At 74.4% G+C, this 20,234-nt stretch carries 16 protein-coding genes and 2 pseudogenes; 6 read left to right on the forward strand and 12 right to left on the reverse strand.

What is annotated here, in order from left to right:
- Positions 1-133: 133 nt before the first annotated feature.
- The 3 genes from AB0E62_RS09240 to AB0E62_RS09250 all read right to left on the reverse strand — a co-directional run bounded on the left by AB0E62_RS09240 (position 134) and on the right by AB0E62_RS09250 (position 3,594).
- Positions 134-1,702: a carboxylesterase family protein gene (locus tag AB0E62_RS09240; RefSeq protein WP_362190309.1), complete on the reverse strand. Its 1,569-nt coding sequence runs from the start codon at positions 1,700-1,702 to the stop codon at positions 134-136.
- Between the two features lie 112 nt (positions 1,703-1,814).
- Complete coding sequence (locus AB0E62_RS09245; protein WP_362190311.1) at positions 1,815-2,348, reverse strand: hypothetical protein; 534 nt, start codon at positions 2,346-2,348, stop codon at positions 1,815-1,817.
- 97 nt (positions 2,349-2,445) lie between these two features.
- Positions 2,446-3,594, reverse strand: coding sequence for a MerR family transcriptional regulator (locus AB0E62_RS09250; RefSeq protein ID WP_362190313.1), 1,149 nt, complete (start codon positions 3,592-3,594; stop codon positions 2,446-2,448).
- A 303-nt stretch (positions 3,595-3,897) separates the two neighbouring features.
- On the opposite strand from AB0E62_RS09250, the gene AB0E62_RS09255 reads away from it, so the two are divergent.
- Together AB0E62_RS09255 and AB0E62_RS09260 are read left to right on the forward strand one after the other, a co-directional pair.
- Positions 3,898-5,001 (forward strand): LacI family DNA-binding transcriptional regulator, encoded by a 1,104-nt coding sequence (locus AB0E62_RS09255; RefSeq protein ID WP_362190315.1) that lies wholly within the window; start codon positions 3,898-3,900, stop codon positions 4,999-5,001.
- A gap of 61 nt (positions 5,002-5,062) precedes the next feature.
- Positions 5,063-5,290 carry a hypothetical protein gene (locus tag AB0E62_RS09260; RefSeq protein ID WP_362190317.1) on the forward strand — a complete coding sequence of 76 codons (228 nt, stop codon included), beginning with the start codon at positions 5,063-5,065 and terminating at the stop codon, positions 5,288-5,290.
- A gap of 108 nt (positions 5,291-5,398) precedes the next feature.
- On the opposite strand, the gene AB0E62_RS09265 is transcribed toward AB0E62_RS09260, so the two are convergent.
- The 7 genes from AB0E62_RS09265 to AB0E62_RS09295 all read right to left on the reverse strand — a co-directional run bounded on the left by AB0E62_RS09265 (position 5,399) and on the right by AB0E62_RS09295 (position 11,083).
- The gene (locus AB0E62_RS09265; RefSeq protein ID WP_362190319.1) at positions 5,399-5,656 is read right to left on the reverse strand and encodes a hypothetical protein; all 258 of its coding nucleotides are present in this window, start codon (positions 5,654-5,656) and stop codon (positions 5,399-5,401) included.
- A complete protein-coding gene (locus tag AB0E62_RS09270) occupies positions 5,653-6,516 on the reverse strand; it encodes an isocitrate lyase/PEP mutase family protein (RefSeq protein WP_362190321.1) in 864 nt (287 codons plus the stop codon). Before AB0E62_RS09270 ends, AB0E62_RS09265 begins: the two co-directional genes overlap by 4 nt.
- A gap of 156 nt (positions 6,517-6,672) precedes the next feature.
- Positions 6,673-7,329 (reverse strand): ThuA domain-containing protein, encoded by a 657-nt coding sequence (locus AB0E62_RS09275; protein WP_362190323.1) that lies wholly within the window; start codon positions 7,327-7,329, stop codon positions 6,673-6,675.
- 36 nt (positions 7,330-7,365) lie between these two features.
- Positions 7,366-7,956 (reverse strand): membrane lipoprotein, encoded by a 591-nt coding sequence (locus AB0E62_RS09280; RefSeq protein ID WP_362190325.1) that lies wholly within the window; start codon positions 7,954-7,956, stop codon positions 7,366-7,368.
- Positions 7,957-8,201: 245 nt separating this feature from the next.
- Positions 8,202-9,380, reverse strand: coding sequence for a GDSL-type esterase/lipase family protein (locus AB0E62_RS09285; protein WP_362190327.1), 1,179 nt, complete (start codon positions 9,378-9,380; stop codon positions 8,202-8,204).
- Between the two features lie 302 nt (positions 9,381-9,682).
- Entirely contained in the window at positions 9,683-10,186 is a 504-nt protein-coding gene (locus AB0E62_RS09290) for a hypothetical protein (RefSeq protein WP_362190329.1), read from the reverse strand.
- A 204-nt stretch (positions 10,187-10,390) separates the two neighbouring features.
- Positions 10,391-11,083 (reverse strand): DUF4232 domain-containing protein, encoded by a 693-nt coding sequence (locus tag AB0E62_RS09295; protein ID WP_362190331.1) that lies wholly within the window; start codon positions 11,081-11,083, stop codon positions 10,391-10,393.
- 428 nt (positions 11,084-11,511) lie between these two features.
- Between AB0E62_RS09295 and AB0E62_RS09300 the strand changes: the two are divergent.
- A pseudogene (locus AB0E62_RS09300) lies at positions 11,512-11,676 on the forward strand (glyoxalase); the annotation flags it as partial.
- Here AB0E62_RS09300 and AB0E62_RS09305 read toward each other — a convergent pair.
- On the reverse strand, positions 11,616-12,302 hold the full coding sequence (locus AB0E62_RS09305; RefSeq protein WP_362190333.1) for a VC0807 family protein: 687 nt from the start codon (positions 12,300-12,302) through the stop codon (positions 11,616-11,618). The pseudogene AB0E62_RS09300 and the gene AB0E62_RS09305 overlap by 61 nt on opposite strands.
- 1,452 nt (positions 12,303-13,754) lie before the next feature.
- Positions 13,755-14,867: pseudogene (locus tag AB0E62_RS09310) on the reverse strand (YihY/virulence factor BrkB family protein); the annotation flags it as partial.
- A 153-nt stretch (positions 14,868-15,020) separates the two neighbouring features.
- Here AB0E62_RS09310 and AB0E62_RS09315 point away from each other — a divergent pair.
- The 3 genes from AB0E62_RS09315 to AB0E62_RS09325 all read left to right on the forward strand — a co-directional run bounded on the left by AB0E62_RS09315 (position 15,021) and on the right by AB0E62_RS09325 (position 19,770).
- Complete coding sequence (locus AB0E62_RS09315; RefSeq protein ID WP_362190335.1) at positions 15,021-16,658, forward strand: acyl-CoA dehydrogenase family protein; 1,638 nt, start codon at positions 15,021-15,023, stop codon at positions 16,656-16,658.
- Between the two features lie 315 nt (positions 16,659-16,973).
- Positions 16,974-18,269 carry a GAF domain-containing protein gene (locus tag AB0E62_RS09320; RefSeq protein ID WP_362190337.1) on the forward strand — a complete coding sequence of 432 codons (1,296 nt, stop codon included), beginning with the start codon at positions 16,974-16,976 and terminating at the stop codon, positions 18,267-18,269.
- A gap of 169 nt (positions 18,270-18,438) precedes the next feature.
- Positions 18,439-19,770, forward strand: a complete 1,332-nt coding sequence (locus AB0E62_RS09325) for a hypothetical protein (RefSeq protein ID WP_362190339.1) — start codon at positions 18,439-18,441, stop codon at positions 19,768-19,770.
- Positions 19,771-20,234 lie beyond the last annotated feature (464 nt).

The raw sequence follows: 20,234 nt of genomic DNA on the forward strand, positions 1-20,234 counted from the left end.
TGATCGTCGGCGGCTCCCGGCCGACCACGCGCTCAAGCTCCGGCCGCCCGGACCCTCCCACCGGGCGGCCGGCTCGTTCCGTCCCCGCGGCGCGGCGGTCAGCGGCGCGGCACCCGTCCCCGCGGCGCGGCGGTCAGTGGCGCAGGACGCCCACCGAGCGGCGGAGCCGGCCCAGGGCGGCGGCGAGTTCGGCGCCCGGGGCGCGCGGGACGGAGTGCCGTGGCGGCGGCGGGACGGCGGGGGCGGTGGCCCACAGGGCGACTTCCGCGTCCCGTGGCCCGTGGACGACGCGCGGTCCGCCCGCATCGAAGATCCGCACCGGGTGGGTGGCGTCCCAGGCCGCCCAGCCGGGGTCCCCGGTCGTCGCGAACCGCACCCACGCGCCGTGCATCGCGTCGCACAGCTCCTGCGGCGCGCCCTCACCGGCCAGCTTCTTCGACTCGGGCACGCCCCCGGTGTCGAAGACGAACCCCAGCTCCAGGGCGTGGCAGGCGCCGAGGCCGGGCAGCCGCGAGGGCCACGCGAACTCGTACAGGTGACTGGCGCCGGGCCGGGCGTCGGCGAGCCGGTGCAGCGGTACCCGCAGCAGATGGTCGGTGACCATCTGGCCGACGATCTCGGCGGTACCGGCACCGGGGTGCAGGGCCCGGTAACCGCGCGGGATGTCGTGCCCGGCGTGGCAGCGGGCCATGGCCCCGGCCAGGGCGACCGCGCCGAGCCGGTCGACGCGCTCCACCAGCCCGCCGGGCGCCAGCCACAGCCGGTATTCGTCCCGGGTCCAGCCCATCAGCAGCTCGACGCCGGGCGCCGCGGTTCCCTCGGTCAGCGCCTTCAGCGGGTCCCGGGGCACGAGGTCGCCGTCCACGACGATGCCGAACGCGGGTCCGCCCAGCACCGGGCTGCCGAGCCGCCCGGCCTCGGCCTGGGTGCGCAGCAGCAGGTCGCGGTCGACGGCGGCGAACGCCTCGGCGGTCGCGGGGACCTTCAGCCGGGCGGCCATCCGGCGCACCATCCGCCGTACCTTGTCGCGCTCCGAGACCTCGGGCGGTCCGCTCTGCAGCACCGCCCGCCGGATCAGTCCCTGTGTCTGCGGCGCGGCGAGCAGGGCGCCGGTGCTGATGGCGCCGGCCGACTGCCCGCACAGGGTGATCCGTTCCGGGTCGCCGCCGAAGGCCGCGATGGTCTCGTGCACCCAGAGCAGCGCGGCGAGCTGGTCGCGCAGTCCGGGGTTCGGCGGCGCGTCGGGGAACAGGCCGTAGCCCTCCACGCCGAGCCGGTAGTTGACCGAGACGCAGACGACCCCGTCGCGCGCGAAGCCGGTGCCGTCGTAGACCGGCACGGCCGAGGAGCCCCGGGTCAGTGCGCCGCCGTGCAGCCAGACCAGCACCGGGAGCCGGGCGCCGGGTCCCGGCTCGGGGGTCCACACGTTGAGGTTGAGGCAGTCGTCTCCGGGGATGTCGGGGTCCGACAGATACGGGGCGAACGCCTCCGAGTACGGCGGTTTCGGCGCGGTCGGCCCGAAGGCACCGGCGTCCCGCACCCCGTCCCAGGGCTCGGGCGGCCGGGGCGGGCGGAACCGCAGGGCGCCGAAGGGCGGGGCGGCGTACGGGATCCCCCTGAAGACCGCGATGCCCCGTTCGTACTGGCCGCGTACGGCCCCGTAGGGGGTTCTGACCACGGGCCCCGCCTGGTCTGCCGTCATCGCCACCAGCCCTTCGCCGCGCTCGCGCACCGCTCACCGGTGCGGACACCGTGCACATCAGAGCATTCCGCCGCCCGGCCGTATTCCCGTGCACGCACCGCCCCTCGCTCGTTCAGCCTTGCCCGCCGGCTCCCGGCGCGGAGGCCCGCCGGGCGGTGTCCCGGCGGGCGATGGCGTCGGCCACCTCGTCGACGGCGGTGCGCAGGAGGGTGCCGTAGGCGTCCCGCGGGAGGGCGGGGACGTGCCGCCGGGCCGCGGTGATGTGGGCGGCCGCGACGTCGAAGGAGCCCAGCCGGCGGTAGAGGTCGGCGAGGTTGAGGTGCAGGGAGGGGCGGAAGCCGGCCAGGCTCAGGCCCTCGTGGTGGGCGCTCAGCCGCTGCTGGGTCAGGGCGTCGGCGGCGTCCAGGGCGCGGATGTCCCAGGCCAGGGCCTGGGCGGGGTCGTCGTAGAGATCTGCCAGGTGGTGCGCGAGGGTGCAGCGGTGCAGCGGGTCGCCGGTGACACCGATCGCGGACCAGAGGTCCAGGAGTGCCCGGCGGGCGGCGGCCAGGTCACCGGCGTGGCCCTCGGCGACGGCCCGGCCGATGGCCTCCATGGTCGGGTCGGGGGTGGCGGAGGCAGCGGGGGCGGCGGGGGCGGCGGTCATCGCCGTACGTCCTTGTCGGTCGGGCTTGCCGGTCGGGTGAAGTGCGCGGGCTTGCCGGTCAGGTGGAGTGGCCGGGCTTGTCGCCCGGGCTCACCGGTCAAGCGAAGCGCCCGGGCCTGTCGGTCAGGCGAAGCGCCCGGACTGGCCGGTCAGGTGGAGTGGCCGGGCCGGACCGGCAGGTGGAGTGGCCGGGCCGGACGGGCATGGCCAGGGTGGTGAGGTCGCCGCGGTCGGCGGAACGGATGGTGACGGGCCGGTCCGGGCCGCGCAGGTCGAGCAGCACGTCGGGGCCGACGGCCGTGCTGAGCGCCGGGTAGAGGGTGGTCAGCTCGAAGGAGATCCGCAGCCCGGGCCCGGTCACGCGGGCCGGGAGCGGAACGCCGGGGCCTGGGCCGTCGGCCGGCTGGAGGCGCAGCCCCTGGCGGGTCACCCGGAGCGTGCCGCGCTCCCCCGGGAGTTCCTCCAGCGCGCGCAGGAGCGGATCCTTCACGACGGTCGCCCGGGTGGTGACCTCGGGCAGCGAGGCGAGCATCAGCCGGTGGTCGGGGAACACGGCCGTCAGCAGTCGGCAGTGCCGGTCCGCGCGGCCCGCGCCGTACAGTCGGATCGCGTGCGGTGTCGCCTCGATGCGCAGCAGCGGGCTGCGCCGGATGTGGGTGAGCGCGGTGCGCAGTTCGTCGCCGTCGACGGTGGCGGCCCAGCGCGCGGTCGCGGGTTCGGCGGGAACCAGGGTGCGGGTCGCGAGCCGGTAGCGGTCGGTCGCGGTCAGGGTGACCGCTTCCGGGGTCGCCTCCATCCGCAGTCCGCCGAGCACCGGCATTCCGGGGTCGTGCGCGGTCGCGGTCAGGACCTGTTCGATGGCGTCGGCCAGCACGGGTCCCCTCAGCGCGGCGACGGGCAGGCTCGGCGGGCCGGCGAGCGACGACTTGATCACGGCCGCCTTGCGCCGTACCGCTTCGGCGTCCGCGAGGGCCTTCGCCACATGCGCGTCGATCAGCCGGGCCGCCTCCCCGGGTTCGGCGTCGAGGACGGCCTCGGCGGTGGCCAGGGGCATGGCGATCTCCCGGAGCCTGCGCAGGCCGGAGGCCCGGGCCACCTGGTCGGCGCGGTAGTAGCGGTAGCCCGTGACCGGGTCCACCTCGGCGGGGGGCAGCAGCCCGGAGTCGGCGTAGAACCGCAGCGCGCTGGGGGTCAGTCCAGTGCGCCGGGCGAAGTCCCCGATCGGCATCAGCTCAGCGTTCGGCACGGCGTCATCGTGGGGCTTCGACCCACTCGAAGGTCAACACCGGGCGGTCGGCACCACCTGGCTCGGCGCCGTGCGCGGGTTCCGGGTCCGCCCGGCTGGGGCCGTGCCCGGGTTTCCGGTCCGCCGGTCCGGAGGTTCCGAAGTCGCCGTCGGCGCCTTCCCGTGAATTCCTCTGTCTTCCCGCCGTGTTGAGGCACACCTATCGTAGGAAGCGCTTTCTTTCGCCGGGCGGTGCCCCGGCCGGGAAGGCGCGTCGGTCGCAGATGTCGATGGCCCTCGGACGGGCCGGGAAGGCGGTTCTCCATGGCCCGCACGCGGAGTCCGCAGCCGGTGGCCGGGCCGACGCTGGCGGTGGTGGCCCGGGAGGCGGGCGTGTCGGTGCCCACCGCGTCCAAGGTGGTCAACGGCCGGGAGGACGTCGCGCCGGAGACCCGCCGCCGGGTGACCGAGGCGCTCGACCGGCTCGGCTATGTGCGCCGGCCGCGCTTCACCGGGGCCCGGGCGCCCGGTCTGGTGGACCTGGTGCTGCACTCGCTGGAGAGTTCCCGCTCGGGCGCGGTGCTGCGCGGGGTGGAGGCGGCGGCGTACGAGGCGGGCCTGGAGGTGGTGGTGTCGGCCGCGCCCGTCCGGGGCCCGGACGCCGGCCTGGACGCCGGCCCGGAGCAGGACCGGCTGGACAGACTGACCGCGCGCGGCTCCTCGGGGGTGCTGTTCCACCTGGCGGAGCTGTCCGCCGCCCAGTACGCCTGGCTGGACCACCATCGCATCCCTTATGTGCTCATCGACCCGGCGTACGAGCCGCCGGCCCAGGTGGTGTCGGTCGGGGCGGCCAACTGGCAGGGCGGGGTGTGCGCGACGGAACACCTGCTGGAACTGGGCCACGAGCGGATCGGGGTGATCGCCGGGCACCGGCGCACGATGGACGGCGAGGCGCGGCTGGCCGGCTACCGCTCGGCGCTCGCCTCGGCGGGCGTGCGCCTCCGCCCCGAGTATGTGCGGCACGCGGGCTCCGACGAGACCAGCGCCCGGCTGCGCACCCACGAACTGCTGGACCTGCCCGAGCCGCCGACCGCGCTCTTCGTGTGCGCGGACCGGATGGCGCTCGGGGTCTACACGGCGCTGGCGGAGCGGGAGGTCCGGGTCCCGGAGGAGATGAGCGTGGTGGGCTTCGACGACCTGCCCGAGGCCCGCTGGGCCGCGCCGGCGCTGACCACCGTCCGCCAGCCGCTGGCGGAGATAGGGGCGACGGCGCTGCGGCTGCTGGTGCGCATGACGCACGGGGAGCGGCCCGAGGGCACCCGGACCGAGCTGTCGACCCGGCTGGTGCGGCGGGCGAGCACGGCCCCGCCGCCGGCGGTCCGGCCCAGGAAGTACCGGCCCGACCCCGCGGAACGGCCGACCGCGTGACACCGGGGGCCGGTCCGGTCGTCGTACGGTGACCCCGCCCGGCGGGGATCGTTGGCCGGGCATGAACCACAGCACGCGTACGGCCGCGGCCCTCGCCGTGGCCGCAGTAGCCCTGACCGCCGCCTACGGCACGGCCCATGCCGCCCGGCACACCCTCGCCCCCGCACAGCGGCACGCCGCGGTGGCCCCGTCCGGGGCCGCTGCCGCGGCCGCGCCCGCCGACGAGCACGACCCGAAGGAGGACGTCGAACTGGACGAGAACGGCCGCCCCGACCTCGGAGAGGACTGAGCCCGGCCGAGTTCGTCACACATCGACGGCCGGGCGCCCCGCACGGGGGTGCCCGGCCGTCGTTCGTGTGCGGGTGTTCTCCCGGCCCCGGGTCCCGCCGCGCCGCGCTCAGTCCTCCTCGTCCTGGTCCGGCCCGGCGAGGAGAGCCTCCACCACGTCCACGGCGCTGCCGTCGTGGTCGCTGCCGGCGGTGCCGCTGCCGTTCTGGAGGTTGGCGGTGCGATCGACTTCGAGCCAGGAGTCGGCCTCGGAGTTGTCGATCACGGTGATCAGGCTGTCGGACGCCACGGCCGGCGCGGCGCCCGCCCCGAGGAGCGCGACGACGACCGCCGCGGCCGTCCCGAGCCCGGACACGGCACGGGTCACACGCCCACACCCTCGGGGACGAGCCGGTCGGGGGCGATGTTGCGCTCCAGCAGGCTGGTGGAGGCCTTCACCCCGACGCCGCTCGCGGGATCGACCTCCGGCAGCCGGCCGTCGGCCGCCTTGAGGCCGGCGAGCGCGGTGTCCATCGCCTCGTGCGCGGCGAACAGGCATGGGGTGCTGTAGATGGCGACGTCCACGCCGAGGTCGGACAGCTCACCGAGGGACAGGCGGGGCGACTTGCCGCCGGCGATCTGGTTGAACAGCAGCGGCTTGTCCCCGACGACCTTCCGGATCCGCTTGATCCACTCGACGCTGCGCACGCCGTCGACCAGCACCACGTCGGCGTCGGTCGCGGCCAGCCGCTCGGCGCGGTGCAGGATGTCGTGCTCGTCGGTCGCGTCCGTGCGGGCGACGACGACCAGGTCCTTTCGGGTCTCCAGGACCTTGTTCAGCTTCTCCAGGTACTCCTCGAGCGGCAGCACCTGCTTGCCGTCGGCGTGGCCGCAGCGACGGGGGCGCTTCTGGTCCTCCAGGATCACCCCGGACGCACCGATGCGCTCCAGCCCTTCCACGACGTGGCAGGCGACCTCGGGGTCGACATACCCGTCGTCGATGTCCACCAGCAGGTGGTGGTGCGGGAAGGCGCCCCGCAGCCGCTGGACGAAGGCCACCATGTCCGGCCAGGCGATGAACCCGATGTCCGGCAGCCCGTAGTACGAGGCCGCGAAGCCGAAGCCCGAGACGAACATCCCGTCGTAGTGCTTGGCCGCGATCGACGCCGAGTACATGTCGTACACGCCGATCAGCGGTGTGGTCCCGGGCCCGGCGATGCGCTCGCGCAGCTTCTTACCGTAGGTCAAGGTCCGGCTCCTTCTGTGGGTGGGTGACGCGGGCGGATGGGGTCACGCGTCTCGACGCCCTTTGCCAAGACGAGAGCATCTCTAGATACACACATGACCATCCCTCTACGCGAGCTTTAGTCACCCCATCGGAGGAAGCGGTTCACCGCAGAAACGTTACTCAGCGCCTCCGGACACCCAGATGAGTCCGCCGTTCAGGTGAGTCAGGTAGTCCGGGTCCCGGTACGCGGCGGAGGCATGGCCAAGGGCTGTGTAAAAAACCCGGCCGCCCGCCGGACCCCGCTCGCGGCACCAGGCCAGCGGATGGTCCGCGCCCATCCCGCCGCCGTCGTACGACGTCTCGTCCGCGCGCAGCAGCACCCGGGCCGGGCGGCCCGGAGCGCGGTCGAAGTCGTACCACTCGTCGGTGAACTCCCACGTCGGCGGCAGCTGCCGGGTGGCGGGGTGGCCGGGGTCGGCGACGAGGGCCCGGCCCGGCTGACAGGCGGGGTGCCGGGTGAAGCGGGCGCCGAGAAGCTCGCCGTAGTACGGCCACCCGTACTCGGTGCAGGCCGCCGCGTGCACCCCGGCGAAGCCGCCGCCCTGCCTCGTGTACCGCTCCAGCCGCGCGCGCCCGGCCGGGGTCAGCACCTCCCCGCTGGTGGACAGGAACACCACGGCCGCGAACCCGTCCAGCGGACGTTCGAGGTCCAGCGGGTCCTCGGTGTGCTCGACGGCGAACCCGCCCGAGGCCCGGATCGCGTCGACGGCGTCCGGGATGGAGTCGTGACGGTAGTCGGCGGTACGGGTGTAGAGGAGAAGACGCGGGGGCATGGCGGGGTGCTCCGGGGGCGGGGGCGGGGAGGCGGGTCAGCTGCTTCCGGGGACGCTGTTGTCGGGTGCACCGTCGCCGTTGGGCGGGAGGTCGCCGCGCTCCACCGGGGCCGTTGCCGTGCGGGGCGCCGGCAGGAGCGGGACGAGTTCCCCGGGGCTGGGACGGTGGATGGCGTCGGCGGCCCGGCGGAGCACGTCGGCCCCGGCCTTCTCTCCGTAGACGCGCACCACTTGCCCCTTCGCCGGTGCCCGGCAGACATGGCCCTGGGGACAGTCGGCGGCGCTGCCCCGCTCCGCGTACAGGTGCAGGACGGCACCGTTCTCCGCCCAGTACGAGACGGAGAAGCCGTCGTCGCCGTTCACCCCGATCGACTGCTGCGCGATCGTGAAGCCGGGCACCTCGGTGACGTACACGAGTTCCGGCGCGATGCCCAACGCCCGCAGGCGCTCGTCCATTTCGGCCTGCCCCGGGGCGGCGGACACCTGCCCGCTGCCACTCCCCGCCGCCGTCCGCCCGGAACCCGAGGCCGCCGGCTCGAGGCCGGAACGCGCCTTCTCGGTGCCGCACGCGGTGAGCAGCGCGGGAAGGACCAGGAGCAGCGGCAGGGCGCGTGCGGTACGGATCATGCCGCCCATGGTGCCGCACAGACGTACTACGGGGCACTCCTGATCCCGCACAACCTCTGTGCCGGTGGACGCCGTTCGCAGGGGGGTGGCCGCAACAGTGCGTTGAGACGAAGCGGCATGCCGGTCGCAACAGGCATGCCGCTGTTCCGCTGGTGCCGAGCGGAGCCATGGTGGCAGGGGATGCCCGGATTGTCGCGGGGGGGGGCCTTGCGCTCGTGAGCGAGCGGGGGTGTCAGGCGGGGGAGTCAGGCGGAGGGGGCTGTCCGCAGGTGCATGTCGCGGGGGCCTGCCCCCGCCTTGTTGACGCAGGAGTGGTTGCCGGGGCTCTGCGCGAGCTTGAGGCCCAGGCAGGTGCCGAGGGCGAGCTGGCCGTAGTAGTTGGGGTGCAGGGACTCCTGCTGCTGGCCCTGGCCGACTCCGGACGTCACGAAGCGCACCCATTCGCTGGTGCGGCCTGACGGCCGCTCGTCGGGGCCGGCGTGGACGGTGGTGCTGGAGCAGACCTCCCGGCCTTCGAAGGCACGGGACAGGTCCAGGAACTCCGCACCGGCTGTGCGGGCCGCGGCGGCGAGGGCGGTGCTGATCTCCGGGACGAGTTCGTCATGGGCCCAGGTGAGGTCCTTGTCGAAGAAGGGACAGCCGCCCTGGCTCAGCCGGTCGTACTTCTCCCCCGGGTAGCGCACCCGCGCGCCGTCGGGCAGGGGTGAGGGGTAGGACTGAAGGATCAGGCGGTAACTGCCTTTCGGGTGGCCTGCCCGCTTCATGGCGGTGGTGACGTCGCCGAGCGCCTTGACGGCCGCGGTGCGCATCGCGGGCAGCCGGTCCCGGACCTGTGATGCCAGAGCCGGAGCGCAGGGGGTGGCTCCGATCGGCGTGACGAAGTTCTTGGCGCAGGTGGTGATGACGCCCTCGAAGCCGAGGTCGTTGCCGCCGACGGAGACGACGACCGCCCGGACGGGATGGCCGGTCACGGCGTCCGTGAGTTGCCGGGCCTGGGACGGTTCGCCCTTGAAGGGGCCTCCGCCGTGCTCCGGCAGGAGGATGGCGGTGGACGTGGCGCCCGAACAGGCGAGGTTGACCCGACGCCCCCCGACGGGCGAGGAGTTGACTTCGGCACTGTCGGAGCGGTTGCAGCGGTCGTCGTAGGACGTGCCGTACACCCGGTGCGGATCGGTTACTTCCGTGGCGGGGTCGAAGGCCCGGTCGGTGCGTGCGTAGCCGTCGGCGCTGACGTTGCTGTTGCCCGCCCAGCGGCCCGCCTCGCCGGAGATGAAGCTGTCACCCAGCGACACCACCCAGGGTGCCTCCGCGGCCTTGCCCTGTGTGCCTGCGGCGCTGGTGGGCGTGGTGCCCGCCAGGCACAGGGCGGTTGCCGCCACGGCGGTCAGGGCCGCCGGGCCCCGCCGATGCCAGAAAGGATTCATGCCCTGTGAATCCTCGGTGGGCGGAAAAGGTCACCCTTCCAACTCCGGTGTCCCTCCAACGAGTGCAGTGCCCCGTTCCACCGGCTCCGGCCCGGCCCGCCCCCGGCGCTCCGTCCCTCACGGAGCCCTCGACGCCCTCGCTCCGCACCCGGCCAGGCCGCCCTGCGCGCCGTCCTGGGCCACCTCGGCGTCATCCCGCCCCGCCACGGAACCCTGGCCGCCCCTCCAGCCCTGCCTCGAACGCACCCTCGCCGTCAAGAGGCGGCGGAAGTGAGCGGCAGCGGGCGGACCGGCCGAAGGCATCAACCGAGGGGGCAGTGCTCTCGGATCAGCCTGTGCTGGAGATCGATCGCCGCACGGCAGTAGGAGTTGTCGCGCTCCTGGTCGATGGTGACCGTCCGCCCGATCGACGCATACGAGAGAACGGACTCATAGCACGAGGAGAGGACCTCCAGGATGTCGTCCGGATGGCCCTCCCCGACCAGGAACTCCGAGTACTGCACCAGTCCTTGCACGAGCGAGGCCGCTGTGAACGGCGCGTTGCCGTCCTGCCAGTCCCAGGCGTCGGCCAGCAGTTCCTCCCACGGCTGCGGAGTCTCCGACAGCGGGCCCGGCACCGCCCCGAACTCCGCCACCGCCGCGCGGAACAGCGCGACGGTGGCCGGGGTGAACACCTCCTCCAGCGGGCGCCCGAAAAGCCCCGGTGTCTCCTCGATCACCTTCAGGCCGAGCGACCGCAGCGCGCCCCAAGAGCATTTCTCCAGTCCGCCCGCACACCGATCGGCGACCTCGACATCCCACAGCATCAACGACCCACCGCTCCCGCACACGAACCCGACGACCGCAGCACCCTAGTCTCACCCGTGCGTAACGACACGGGTCGAGCCGGCACTCTGCCTCCGAAGGCGACCCCGGTACCGGTGGTGCGGCTCAGCGGAAGAGTGCTTCCGTGCCGTGCCCTCGACGCGGGCCCGGGGAGCCGGTGCCGGTCTCGGTGACGAGGGCGCGGGTCAGCCGCCCTGGCCGGCGCTTCCGATCGGGCCGGCCTTCACGGGGGAGCCGGAACCGTCCGTGACGGGCAGCGTGGCGGCGCCCGGCCAGTCGAGGGTGACCGACTTGGTCTCGTCCGGCGGGGTCACCACCAGCCCGGTGACGCGGACACCGGAGCCGCCCGAATCGTTGATCGGGTAGGTGATACCGAAGGCCACCGACCCGCCGTCCTTCAGGACGATCCGGCTCGCCTGCTGACCGGTCCGCTTCGCGGACAGCGTTCCCGCACTGGTCTTCAGGTCGACGCCCGCGTAACCCGACAGCACGCAGTCCCGACCGCCGCCGTTCGTGAACTCCACCACGACGGTGCCGCCCGGGTCGCCGTCGATGGTGTTGTCCGTCGCCTTGACCTGTAGTTCGTCGGTGCGGCACTTGCCGAGCTTGCCCTCCTTGCCGGAGCCGGTCCCGGCGTTCGCGCCCTGTCCCTCGCCCGAGCCCTTCCCGGCGGAGGCCTGCGCGGTGCCCTGAGCCGAGCCGCCCGATGCCGGACTTCCCTTCGTCGCACCCGGTCCCGGATCTCCGTGCGAAGAAGTCGTTGCGGGCGCTGCGGACGAGTCGCTCCGGTCCGTGGCGTCGCCGTCGCTCTGGCAGGCGGCGAGCGAGAGGCCCGCGGCAAGGGCCAGGGCTGCGACGGTGATCTTGTTGGCACGCATGGTGTCATCCTCGGTAGCGGTGGGGGGCCGGCCCGTCGACACGGGCGAGCTTCTCTGAGCACCAAGAGGCACCCGGCCCGCTGCTTCGTTTCACCCGACTACCCGCTGGTACGTCCCTGTTACCGGCGGAGACGGGCACGGTACGGCACACCGCACCGAATACGTCGTCGGCCTGCCGGAACGGCGGTTCCCGCACCATTCCGCGACTGTCCCCCTTCGCCGTCCGTCGCCGTCCGTTGGAACAGACTCATGACCCGGCGGTCCTTGACCACAGGGGGCTTCGCACGCGAAGGCGAACGCCCCTCACGTGGACCGGAGAACGGGGGCGGCCCCAGCACGGCCGAACCGCCACGGCCGGACCGCCACCGCCACGCCCGCCGTCCGATTTCTTCAAGACCGGCCCGCCGACCGCTGCCTACGGTGACCGCATGACCGTATGTATCGCCGTGATCGGCCTGGTCAGCTCCGACCTGGCCGCCTCGTTCCCCTTCCATCGCCGTTTCGGGCTGGTGTTCCCCGAGGGAGCCGAGGATCAGCCGCGTGTCGAGGCCCGGTTGCCCGGTGGGCTGGTGCTCGTCCTGGACACCGACGATGCCCGTCCTGCCGTCACCGACGCCGGGGTGCCGAACAGCGGCAGGGTGTGGCGTCTGCGGAAGCGGCGGGCGTAGCCGGCGGTGGTTACGGCGGCCAGGGCCAGCAGGGCGAGGGAGACGGCTCGGTCGAGCAGCGGCACCGTGTCGGGCGGCAGGGTGGCGGCGGCGAGCGCGCCCACGCCTCCGTCGAGGAGTTGCTCGGCTCCCCAGACCAAGGTGAGGACACGGAGCCCGCGGCGGAAGGCGGCACTGTCCTGCCATATGCGGTCGCGGGCGCGGGCCGCGTCGCCCCGGTGCAGCCGCTGGCCCAGGTGGAACGCCAGGGGTTTGCGGGTGAACGCGGTGGCGAGTGCCCAGGCGCCGACCGTGAGGGACAGCGCCGCGTTCTTGAACAGCAGGACGCGGGGGCCGCCGCCGATCAGGGACACCAGCGCGGCGGTGACGAGCAGCGCCGTGAGGAACAGGTCCACACCGTCGACTCGTCGGTGTCGCACGGTGCCGGCGAGCAGGCGGAGGGCCGGCGGCGTGCCGCTGAGCAGCAGGGCCGGGACCTGATCGGCGCCGAATGCGCGGGCCGTGTAGTAGACGAGGAGCGGCAGGAGGATGTCTCCGGCGAGGGAGAGCAAGGGGCCGCGGAGGGTGTCGGGGGGCCTGGACGGCTTGGGTGGCCTGGATTGCCTCGGTTGCCCAGGTGGCCGGGGTGGCTGGTACCGCGTCGGTGGCCTGGGTTGCCTGGGTGGCTCGGATTTTCTCGGTGGTCGTGGTGACTCGGGGAGCCTGTTCCGTTCGGTCGGATCGGCTGTCTTGGTGGACTGGGGCGGTTCGGGCACCTCGGACGCCGTAGCCGACGCGGTCACCGCGTGCACCGGCAGGCCGCGCGTCCCGGTCACCCCTGTCACCTCGGCGGTGACGATCGCCCCCACGGTCCCGGTCGCCCTCCCCGTCCTGCCGCCCTGTCCCCCGCGTTCCCTTCGCTCCGCCATGTCCGCTGCCTCCTTGCCCGAATGCCGAATGCCGAAGCCGCACCGGGCGATGCTGCGACGGTGGCGGCGCCCGGTTGCCGTGCTACGGCCGGATGGTTCCGGCCGGTGCAATCACGCTAGGCGCGGGGCGGGGTCCCCCGGATCGGAGCAGGGGTGGAGTGCCGGGTGGAAAAGCGAGGACGGGCAGCGGGGCGTTCTCCACCGAAGGATCTAGCCCTGAGGGTGGAGACAGCCAGCCGTCGGGGACGGCGGCCGTCAGGTCGGGGACGGCGGCCGTCAGGTGACGGTGGCCGTCAGGTACGGGACGGTGGCCGTCAGGTGACGGTGGCCGTCAGGTACGGGACGGTGGCCGTCAGGCGGGGCGACCGTCGAGTGGGCAGCCAAGCGGCTCGTACTCCCCGCTGGGGCGGACCCGCCGGAAGACAGCCACGCGGCTCAACCGGGGTGGAAAGGGCCGACGGGGCCGGCCGGGGCGGAGAAACATGCCGCCGCGTTCATGTGCCCCTGCGCCACGCGGACGCCGGGTGACCGGCTTGGGGCTCGACCGCCCGACCGCCCGACCGTCCCAACCGGCCCCCCGCGCGGGCCCACAGCTCACGGACCCCCGTCCCCCATCCCCGGTCCACCGTCGCCCTCGCCCCGTAACCCCCCGCCCCCCGCCCCTCGCCCCTCGCCCCTCGCCAATCACCACTCAGGATGCGCCGGGCTCCTGCCATCCCCACTGCCGTCCGCCGCACCGCTCCCGTCGGTGCGGCCGCTGCCGTCACCGTTCCAGTAGCCCCCGCCACCCCCGGCCCAGTACCTCCCGTCCCCGCCGAAGCCGCCGCCCCCGGCCTCTCCACCCCCGTAGAAGTCATCGCCCCCGAAGCCACCGCCAGAGCCGTCGGCACCCCCGAATCCACCGGCACCACCGGCACCACCAGCCCCGCCGGCACCCCCGCCACTCCCCGTGCCGCCCCCACTGCCACCGAAGCCCCCACCGCCACCACGGCCCTCAGGCCCCCCGGCGTTCCCGTTCTGTCCCTGCCCCTGCCCCTGCCCCTGCCCCTGCCCCTCACCCTTCCCGTTGCCGTTCCCGTTCGCCCGGTGCGCGTGATGCGGGTTCCGCGCATGGCTGCGCAGGCGTGCCGTCACGTCCTCCGGGGGCAGGAAGCGGGACCAGCGCTCGGGGTACTCCGAGGGCATGTCGGGATCGTCGGGGTCGGCTTCGCGGGCCGCCGCCGCGGCGCGGGCCACGTACTCGGCGACCTGGGCCTCCCGCATCCGCTCGTTGGCCTCGCGCGCGGCGGCCGTGGCCGCGGCCGGCCAGACCCGGTCGATGGCAGCGTTCACGGCCGCGCCGACGAGCACGGCGAAGGCGCCCACCCCGATCCAGAGCAGGACCGCGACCGCGGCGGCCAGGGAACCGTAGATCGTGGCGCCCTCGATGGTGTGCTGGAGGTAGATGCGCAGCAGGAAGCTGCCCAGCACCCACATCGCGAGGGCGACCAGCGCGCCGGGCACGTCCTCGATCCACGGGGAGCGGACCGGCACCGACACGTGGTACAGCGTGGTCAGGAACGCGATGGACAGGAGGATCACGACCGGCCAGTACAGGACCTGGACGACCGTCTCCGACCAGGGCACGATCCGCACCACCGCGTCCGGCCCCGCCACCATCAGCGGCAGCGCCACCGAGCCGATCAGCAGCGCCACGATGAACAGCAGGAATGCCATGATCCGGGTCTTCACGATGCCCCGGACGCCGTCGAGCCCGTACATGACGGTGATGGTGTCGATGAAGACGTTCACCGCGCGCGAGCCCGACCACAGGGCGAACAAGAAGCCTATGGAGATGACGTCGGGCCGGCCGCCCTTCATCACGTCGTGCAGGATCGGCTCGGCGATCTCCTTGACGCCCTTGTCGGACAGCACCGTGCGCGATGCGTCGAGGAGGTTGGTCTCCAGGCTGTGGATCGTGTCCGCGCCGGTCCAGTCGTCGACGTAGCCGAGCAGGCCGATCAGGCTCAGCAGCAGCGGCGGCACGGACAGCAGCGAGAAGAACGCCGCCTCCGCCGCCAGGCCGAGGATGCGGTACTCCATACAGGAGTTGACGGTGTCCTTGAGCAACAGCCAGGCGGTCCTGCGCTTGGAGACGTTCCGATAGAGGGCTCTGGCCCGGTGGAAGCGGCCGGCCGGGCGCTCGGGGGTTTCACTTGCTGGCTGCACGACCCAAAGGTATCCGCAGCACGGGACCGCCCTCACCTTCCGGGGCCCGCGACCGGTTCCCCGGGGTGGCAAGAGGCGGTTCCGGCCCGCCGCACGGCCGTGCCGTGCCACTCTGGGAGCCATCACCGCGGCCTTCCCGGGTAGGTTCCCCCCATGGCAGGCACCCCCACCCACACCGTGACGAACCAGCCGCCTCCGCTGGCCGGCTACGACGTCTTCACCGCCGACCGCGCCCTGGCCGAGGCCGTCGACCGGTACACCGGCGCGGACGTCCTGGACGAGGTGCGCGCGGAGCTGTCCGCGCTCGGCCGGGCCGTGGGTTCGGTCCAGGTACAGGACTGGGCGGTACGGGCGGACGAGCGCCCGCCCCGGCTGCGCAGCCACGACCGGTACGGCCACCGGATCGACGAGGTGGAGTTCGATCCGGCCTGGCACCGGCTGCTCGGCAAGGGCGTCTCGGCGGGGCTGGCCGGCGGCGCCTGGACGCGGCCCTCCGGGCACGTGCGCCGGGCGGCCGGGTTCCTGCTGTGGACGCAGGCCGAGGCGGGCACCTGCTGCCCGCTGTCGATGACGCACGCGGCCGTGCCCGCGCTGCGCGCGGACGCGGAGCTGGCCGCCGAGTGGGAGCCCCGGCTGGCGTCCACGATCTACGACCCGCAGTTGCGGGTGCCCGGGCAGAAGCCGGGGGCGCTGTTCGGGATGGGGATGACGGAGAAGCAGGGCGGCAGCGACGTCCGCGCCAACACGACCGTGGCCACGCCGCTCGCGGAGCCGGGCACGTACCTGCTGACCGGGCACAAGTGGTTCTGCTCGGCGCCCATGTCCGACGCCTTCCTGGTGCTCGCGCAGGCCCCGGGCGGGCTCACCTGCTTCCTGGTGCCGCGGGTCCTGCCGGACGGGAGTCGCAACGTCTTCCTGATCCAGCGGCTGAAGGACAAACTGGGCAACCGCTCGAACGCCTCCGCCGAGGTCGAGTTCGACGGCACCTGGGCGCGCCGGGTGGGCGAGGAGGGGCGCGGGGTGCGCGTGATCATCGGGATGGTCGCCGCGACCCGGCTGGACTGCGCGCTCGGCTCGGCGGGACTGATGCGGCAGGCGGTGGCCCAGGCGGTGCACCACAGCGCGCACCGGGAGGCCTTCGGCGGCAAGCTGATCGACAAGCCGCTGATGCGCAACGTGCTCGCGGACCTCGCGCTGGAGTCGGAGGCGGCGACGGCGCTCGCGCTGCGGCTCGCCGCGGCCTGCGACGACGGCGGCGAGCAGGAGCGGGCGTTCCTGCGACTGGCGGTGCCGGCCGCCAAGTACTGGATCACCAAGCGGTGCGCGCCCGTGGCCGTGGAGGCGGCCGAGTGCCTGGGCGGCAATGGGTACGTGGAGGAGTCCGGGCTGCCCCGGCTGGTACGGGAGTCGCCGCTGAACTCCGTCTGGGAGGGCGCGGGCAACGTGCAGGCGCTGGACGTGCTCCGGGCACTGCGCCGGGAGCCGGGCGCGCTGGACGCCTGCCTCACCGAGATCGGCCGGGCGCACGGCGCGGACCACCGGCTGGACCGGGCGGTGAAGGACCTGTTCACCGAACTCGCGGACCTGGAGGGCGTCGAGGGACGGGCCCGGCGTGTGGTGGAGCGGCTGGCGCTGGTGCTCCAGGGGTCGCTTCTGGTGCGGCACGCGCCGGCGGAGGTGGCCGACGCCTTCTGCGCGTCCCGTCTGGGCGGCGACCACGGCGCGTCGTTCGGCACGCTGCCGGCGGGCCTGGACCTGGAGCCGGTGGTCGAGCGGGCGCGGCCGGTCTGATCCGCCCCGGCCGGACCGGCAGCGGCAGCGGCAGCGGCAAGGGGTGGTGCTGCGCCGACACGGCACCACCCCCACCGCGCGGGCTGGTTGAGCCCCCGCGGACGCGCATCGCGTCGTGGTCAAGTCTCGGCCGCCGCCCGGTGGTCCACCAGGGTTGCAGGGGGTTGCAACTCATGGGGGCACATGCGCGGAGTCTGTGCCTCCGCCATGAGCGGAGCGGCACTATGTGAGGACAGTCGGACCGGAAACCGCCGCCCGGACGGCTTGACAGGAGTGTTCGACGCCTTCCGGGAGGCCGCAGTGGGGAACCCGCCGATGAATCTGGTGCGCCTGGCCGCGCGGGACGCGGCGCAGGCGGCGCGGGTGCTGAGCGAGGTGCGCGAGGCCGCGCTCGCCGGGCGACGTGCGCGGATCGAGCCCCGGCCGGTGATCGGGCAGTCGTGGGACCGGGTGCTGCGCAGCGGTGTCGATCCCGAACGCGACGTCCGTTCCGGGCTGTTGTCCTGTGACGAGGTACGGCGGCGACGGGAGGAGTCTCCGCTACGGCACGTTCTGCCGGTGCTGCGGGAGGGGCTTGTTTCGGTCGCGGACGCGGCGCAGCACATCATGGTCGTCGCCGACGCCGAGGGGCGGGTGCTGTGGCGGGAGGGCGCGCCCCCGGTGCTGCGCAAGGCCGACGGGCTGGGGTTCGAGGTCGGCGCGGACTGGCGGGAGGACGTCGTCGGCACCAACGGGGTGGGCACGCCGGCGGTGGTACGGCGGCCCGTCCAGGTGTTCGCCGCCGAGCACTTCGTACGGTCGCACACGTCCTGGACCTGCACGGGGGCGCCGATCACCGATCCGCGGGACGGCCGGCTGCTCGGTGTGGTGGATGTCAGCGGCCCGCTGGAGACGATGCACCCGGCGACCCTCGCCTGGGTGGACTCGGTGGCCAAGCTGGCCGAGGCCCGGCTGCGGGAGCTGCACCTGGCCTCGCTGGAGCGGTTGCGGGCGGTGGCGGCGCCGGTGCTGGCCCGGCTGGCGGGGCGGGCGGTGGCGGTGGACCGGGACGGCTGGACGGCGGCGGTGACCGGGATGCCGTACGTGCGGCGGGTGGTGCTGCCCAAGTCGCTGGCGCCGGGCCACCGTTGGCTGCCCTCGCTGGGCGCGTGCGCGGTGGAGCCGCTTGCCGGGGGGTGGCTGCTGCGGGCGGAGGACCGGCCGCCGGCCCCGGCCGTGTGCCGGGTCGTGCTGGACCTCGCCGGGCGGGACCGGCGTACGGTCACGGTCACCGGCTCGACGGGTTCCTGGTCGCGGGAGTTGAGCCCGCGCCACGCGGAACTGCTGTTCCTGCTGGCCGAGTACCGCGCCGGACGTGGGGCGGCGGAGCTGGCCGGGGATCTGTTCGACGATCCCTCCCGGACGGTGACGGTACGGGCGGAGATGTCCAGGATCCGGCGGTATCTCGGGGAACTCCTACGGCATCGGCCGTATCGTTTCTTCGAGGATGCGGAAGTGGAAGTCCTCTGGCCGGACGACCCACTTGACCTGCTCCCCGAGTCGACGGCGCCGGCTGTGGTCCGGAGACGGAATGCGCGCCGCGAGGGCCGCGGCGAACGGCCGCCGGCGTAGACATCCCCGTGTCCGGTGCGCGCCCGGTCTCGCGCGGTTGCCCCCTGCCGGGCGGTCCCGGCCCTGTCCGGTGCGTTCCTGCCGTAGCATCCCGTACGGGCCGCACCACCTGCTCCTCGCGTCAACGTCCGGCTCACCAGGCGCGGTTGGCCCGGCCTCTGGAGGAGAGATGAAGCATCGCGGCAGACACCGGCGGCGCAGGCGGGGCGCGGCTCTGCGTGCCGTCCTGACCGGGACCGCGCTGGCGCTCACCGCCGCCGCCACCCTGATCAGCACCTCCCAGGCCAAGGTCGCCGAGGACCCCGGCGCGCTCACGCCGCTGACCTCACCGGCGGACACCGGTCGGCTCCGGCTCCAGGAGCACCGGGTGCCGGAACGCTCGCTGAACCGGCTCGCCCGGGCGATGGGCCGCCCGGTCGGCGTGGACGCCGTGCTGCGCGGCGCCGACCACCGGCTGCGCGAGGCGGGCGACTGCTCCGCCGACGACCGCGCGTCCCTGCCGGTCGCGCCGGCCGCCGCCCGCGCCTACTGCTGGGACCCGGCCGACACCGGCGGCGACTGGCGGCCGGCCGCGGTGACCACCTCCGGGGACGCCGACGACGACGGCGCCCGGGGCGCCCACCGGGTGATCCTGGCCGGCTGGACGCACAGCACCACCGCCGGACGTCCCGGTGAGCGGGGCCTGGCCCGGGTGGCCTTCGTCGACGCGGACGACCCCGCGCGTCTCGCCTACCGCTGGGCCCTGCTGGTGGTGCCGGTGGACGACGGCCGCGACTACCGGGGGCTGGCCTCGGGAATCTCCGGCCTGGTCTGGCACGAGGACAAGCTGCTGGTCACCACCTCGTCCGGCGGCGCCGACGCGCTCTACGTCTACGACCTCGACCGCATCCAGCGCACCACGGTCGACGCACCCGCGATCGGCCGGGTGCCCGGCGGCTGGTCCGCGGGCGGCTACGGCTATGTCCTGCCCGCGGTCGCCTCGTACCGCTTCACCGCCGGTCCCTGCTCGGCCTCCGGGCCGCCCTGTCCCGGAGCGCTCGCCCTGGACCGCGGCAGGTCACCCGGCAGCCTGGTGGCCGCGGAGTGGACCGCGCCGGGCGCCGACCGGCGTGCGCGGTTGTGGCGGTACGCGTTCAGCGCCGACCCGGCGCGCCGGGGGCTGCTCGCCGCGGACTCCGCGGGGCGGGTGGACGCGGTGGAGGCGTACGGCACGCGGGCGGCCGGGATCCGGGGCGTGCTGTCGTACCGGAAGGCGGGCGCGGACCGGCCGTCCTGGTATGTGGGACGGCTGCCCGATACGCAGGACGGCCACGGCGGACTGTGGCGGCAGGACACCGGGCGGACCCGGACGGCCCGCTGCGGCGCCGACGCCTCGGACCGCTGCTGGGCCCGGGACGCGGGCTCCCTGTCCTACTGGAGCGGGACCGGCGAGGTGTGGTCCCTGTCGGACCGCATGCTCTTCGCGCTGCCCCTGGCCGACCTGGACCGTTCCCTGGACTGACGGACCGGGACCGGCGGACGGGGCCGGCCGGGCCGGGCTGCGCGAGTCGGCCGGCGGAGAACGGCCGGCACGGCCTGCGGACATGGCCGGTCGCGGTGGGTCAGTGGCGGCCGGCCGACGCCGCGTCCGCCGCCGGAACCCGGGCGGGGACAGCGGAACCCCGGGGCATCCGGCGAGCCGTCGGCCGGCCCGGCCTCACGACCGGCACCCGGCGGGCGCCGGTCAACCGCCCCTCAGCCCTCACGGGCCTGCCGACGCCGCACCCCCCGCCCGAACCGCGGCAGGGCCGCAGCGCATCCCCGCCGACCCGCGAGCCGCCCCTTCCAGCCCCTCACCCCCGGCACCGGGCGCGAGCCGGCCGGCCGTAGGCCCGCCTCGAGCCTGTCGGCGCCGCGCCCGCCGCCGGACGCCCGGACGGGGTCGGCTGCCAGGCGGTCCGGGCCCACCGCCGACTCCCCGGGCCG

Origin of the sequence: Streptomyces sp. NPDC038707 (assembly GCF_040636485.1) — a bacterium.
Taxonomy (GTDB): Bacteria; Actinomycetota; Actinomycetes; order Streptomycetales; family Streptomycetaceae; genus Streptomyces.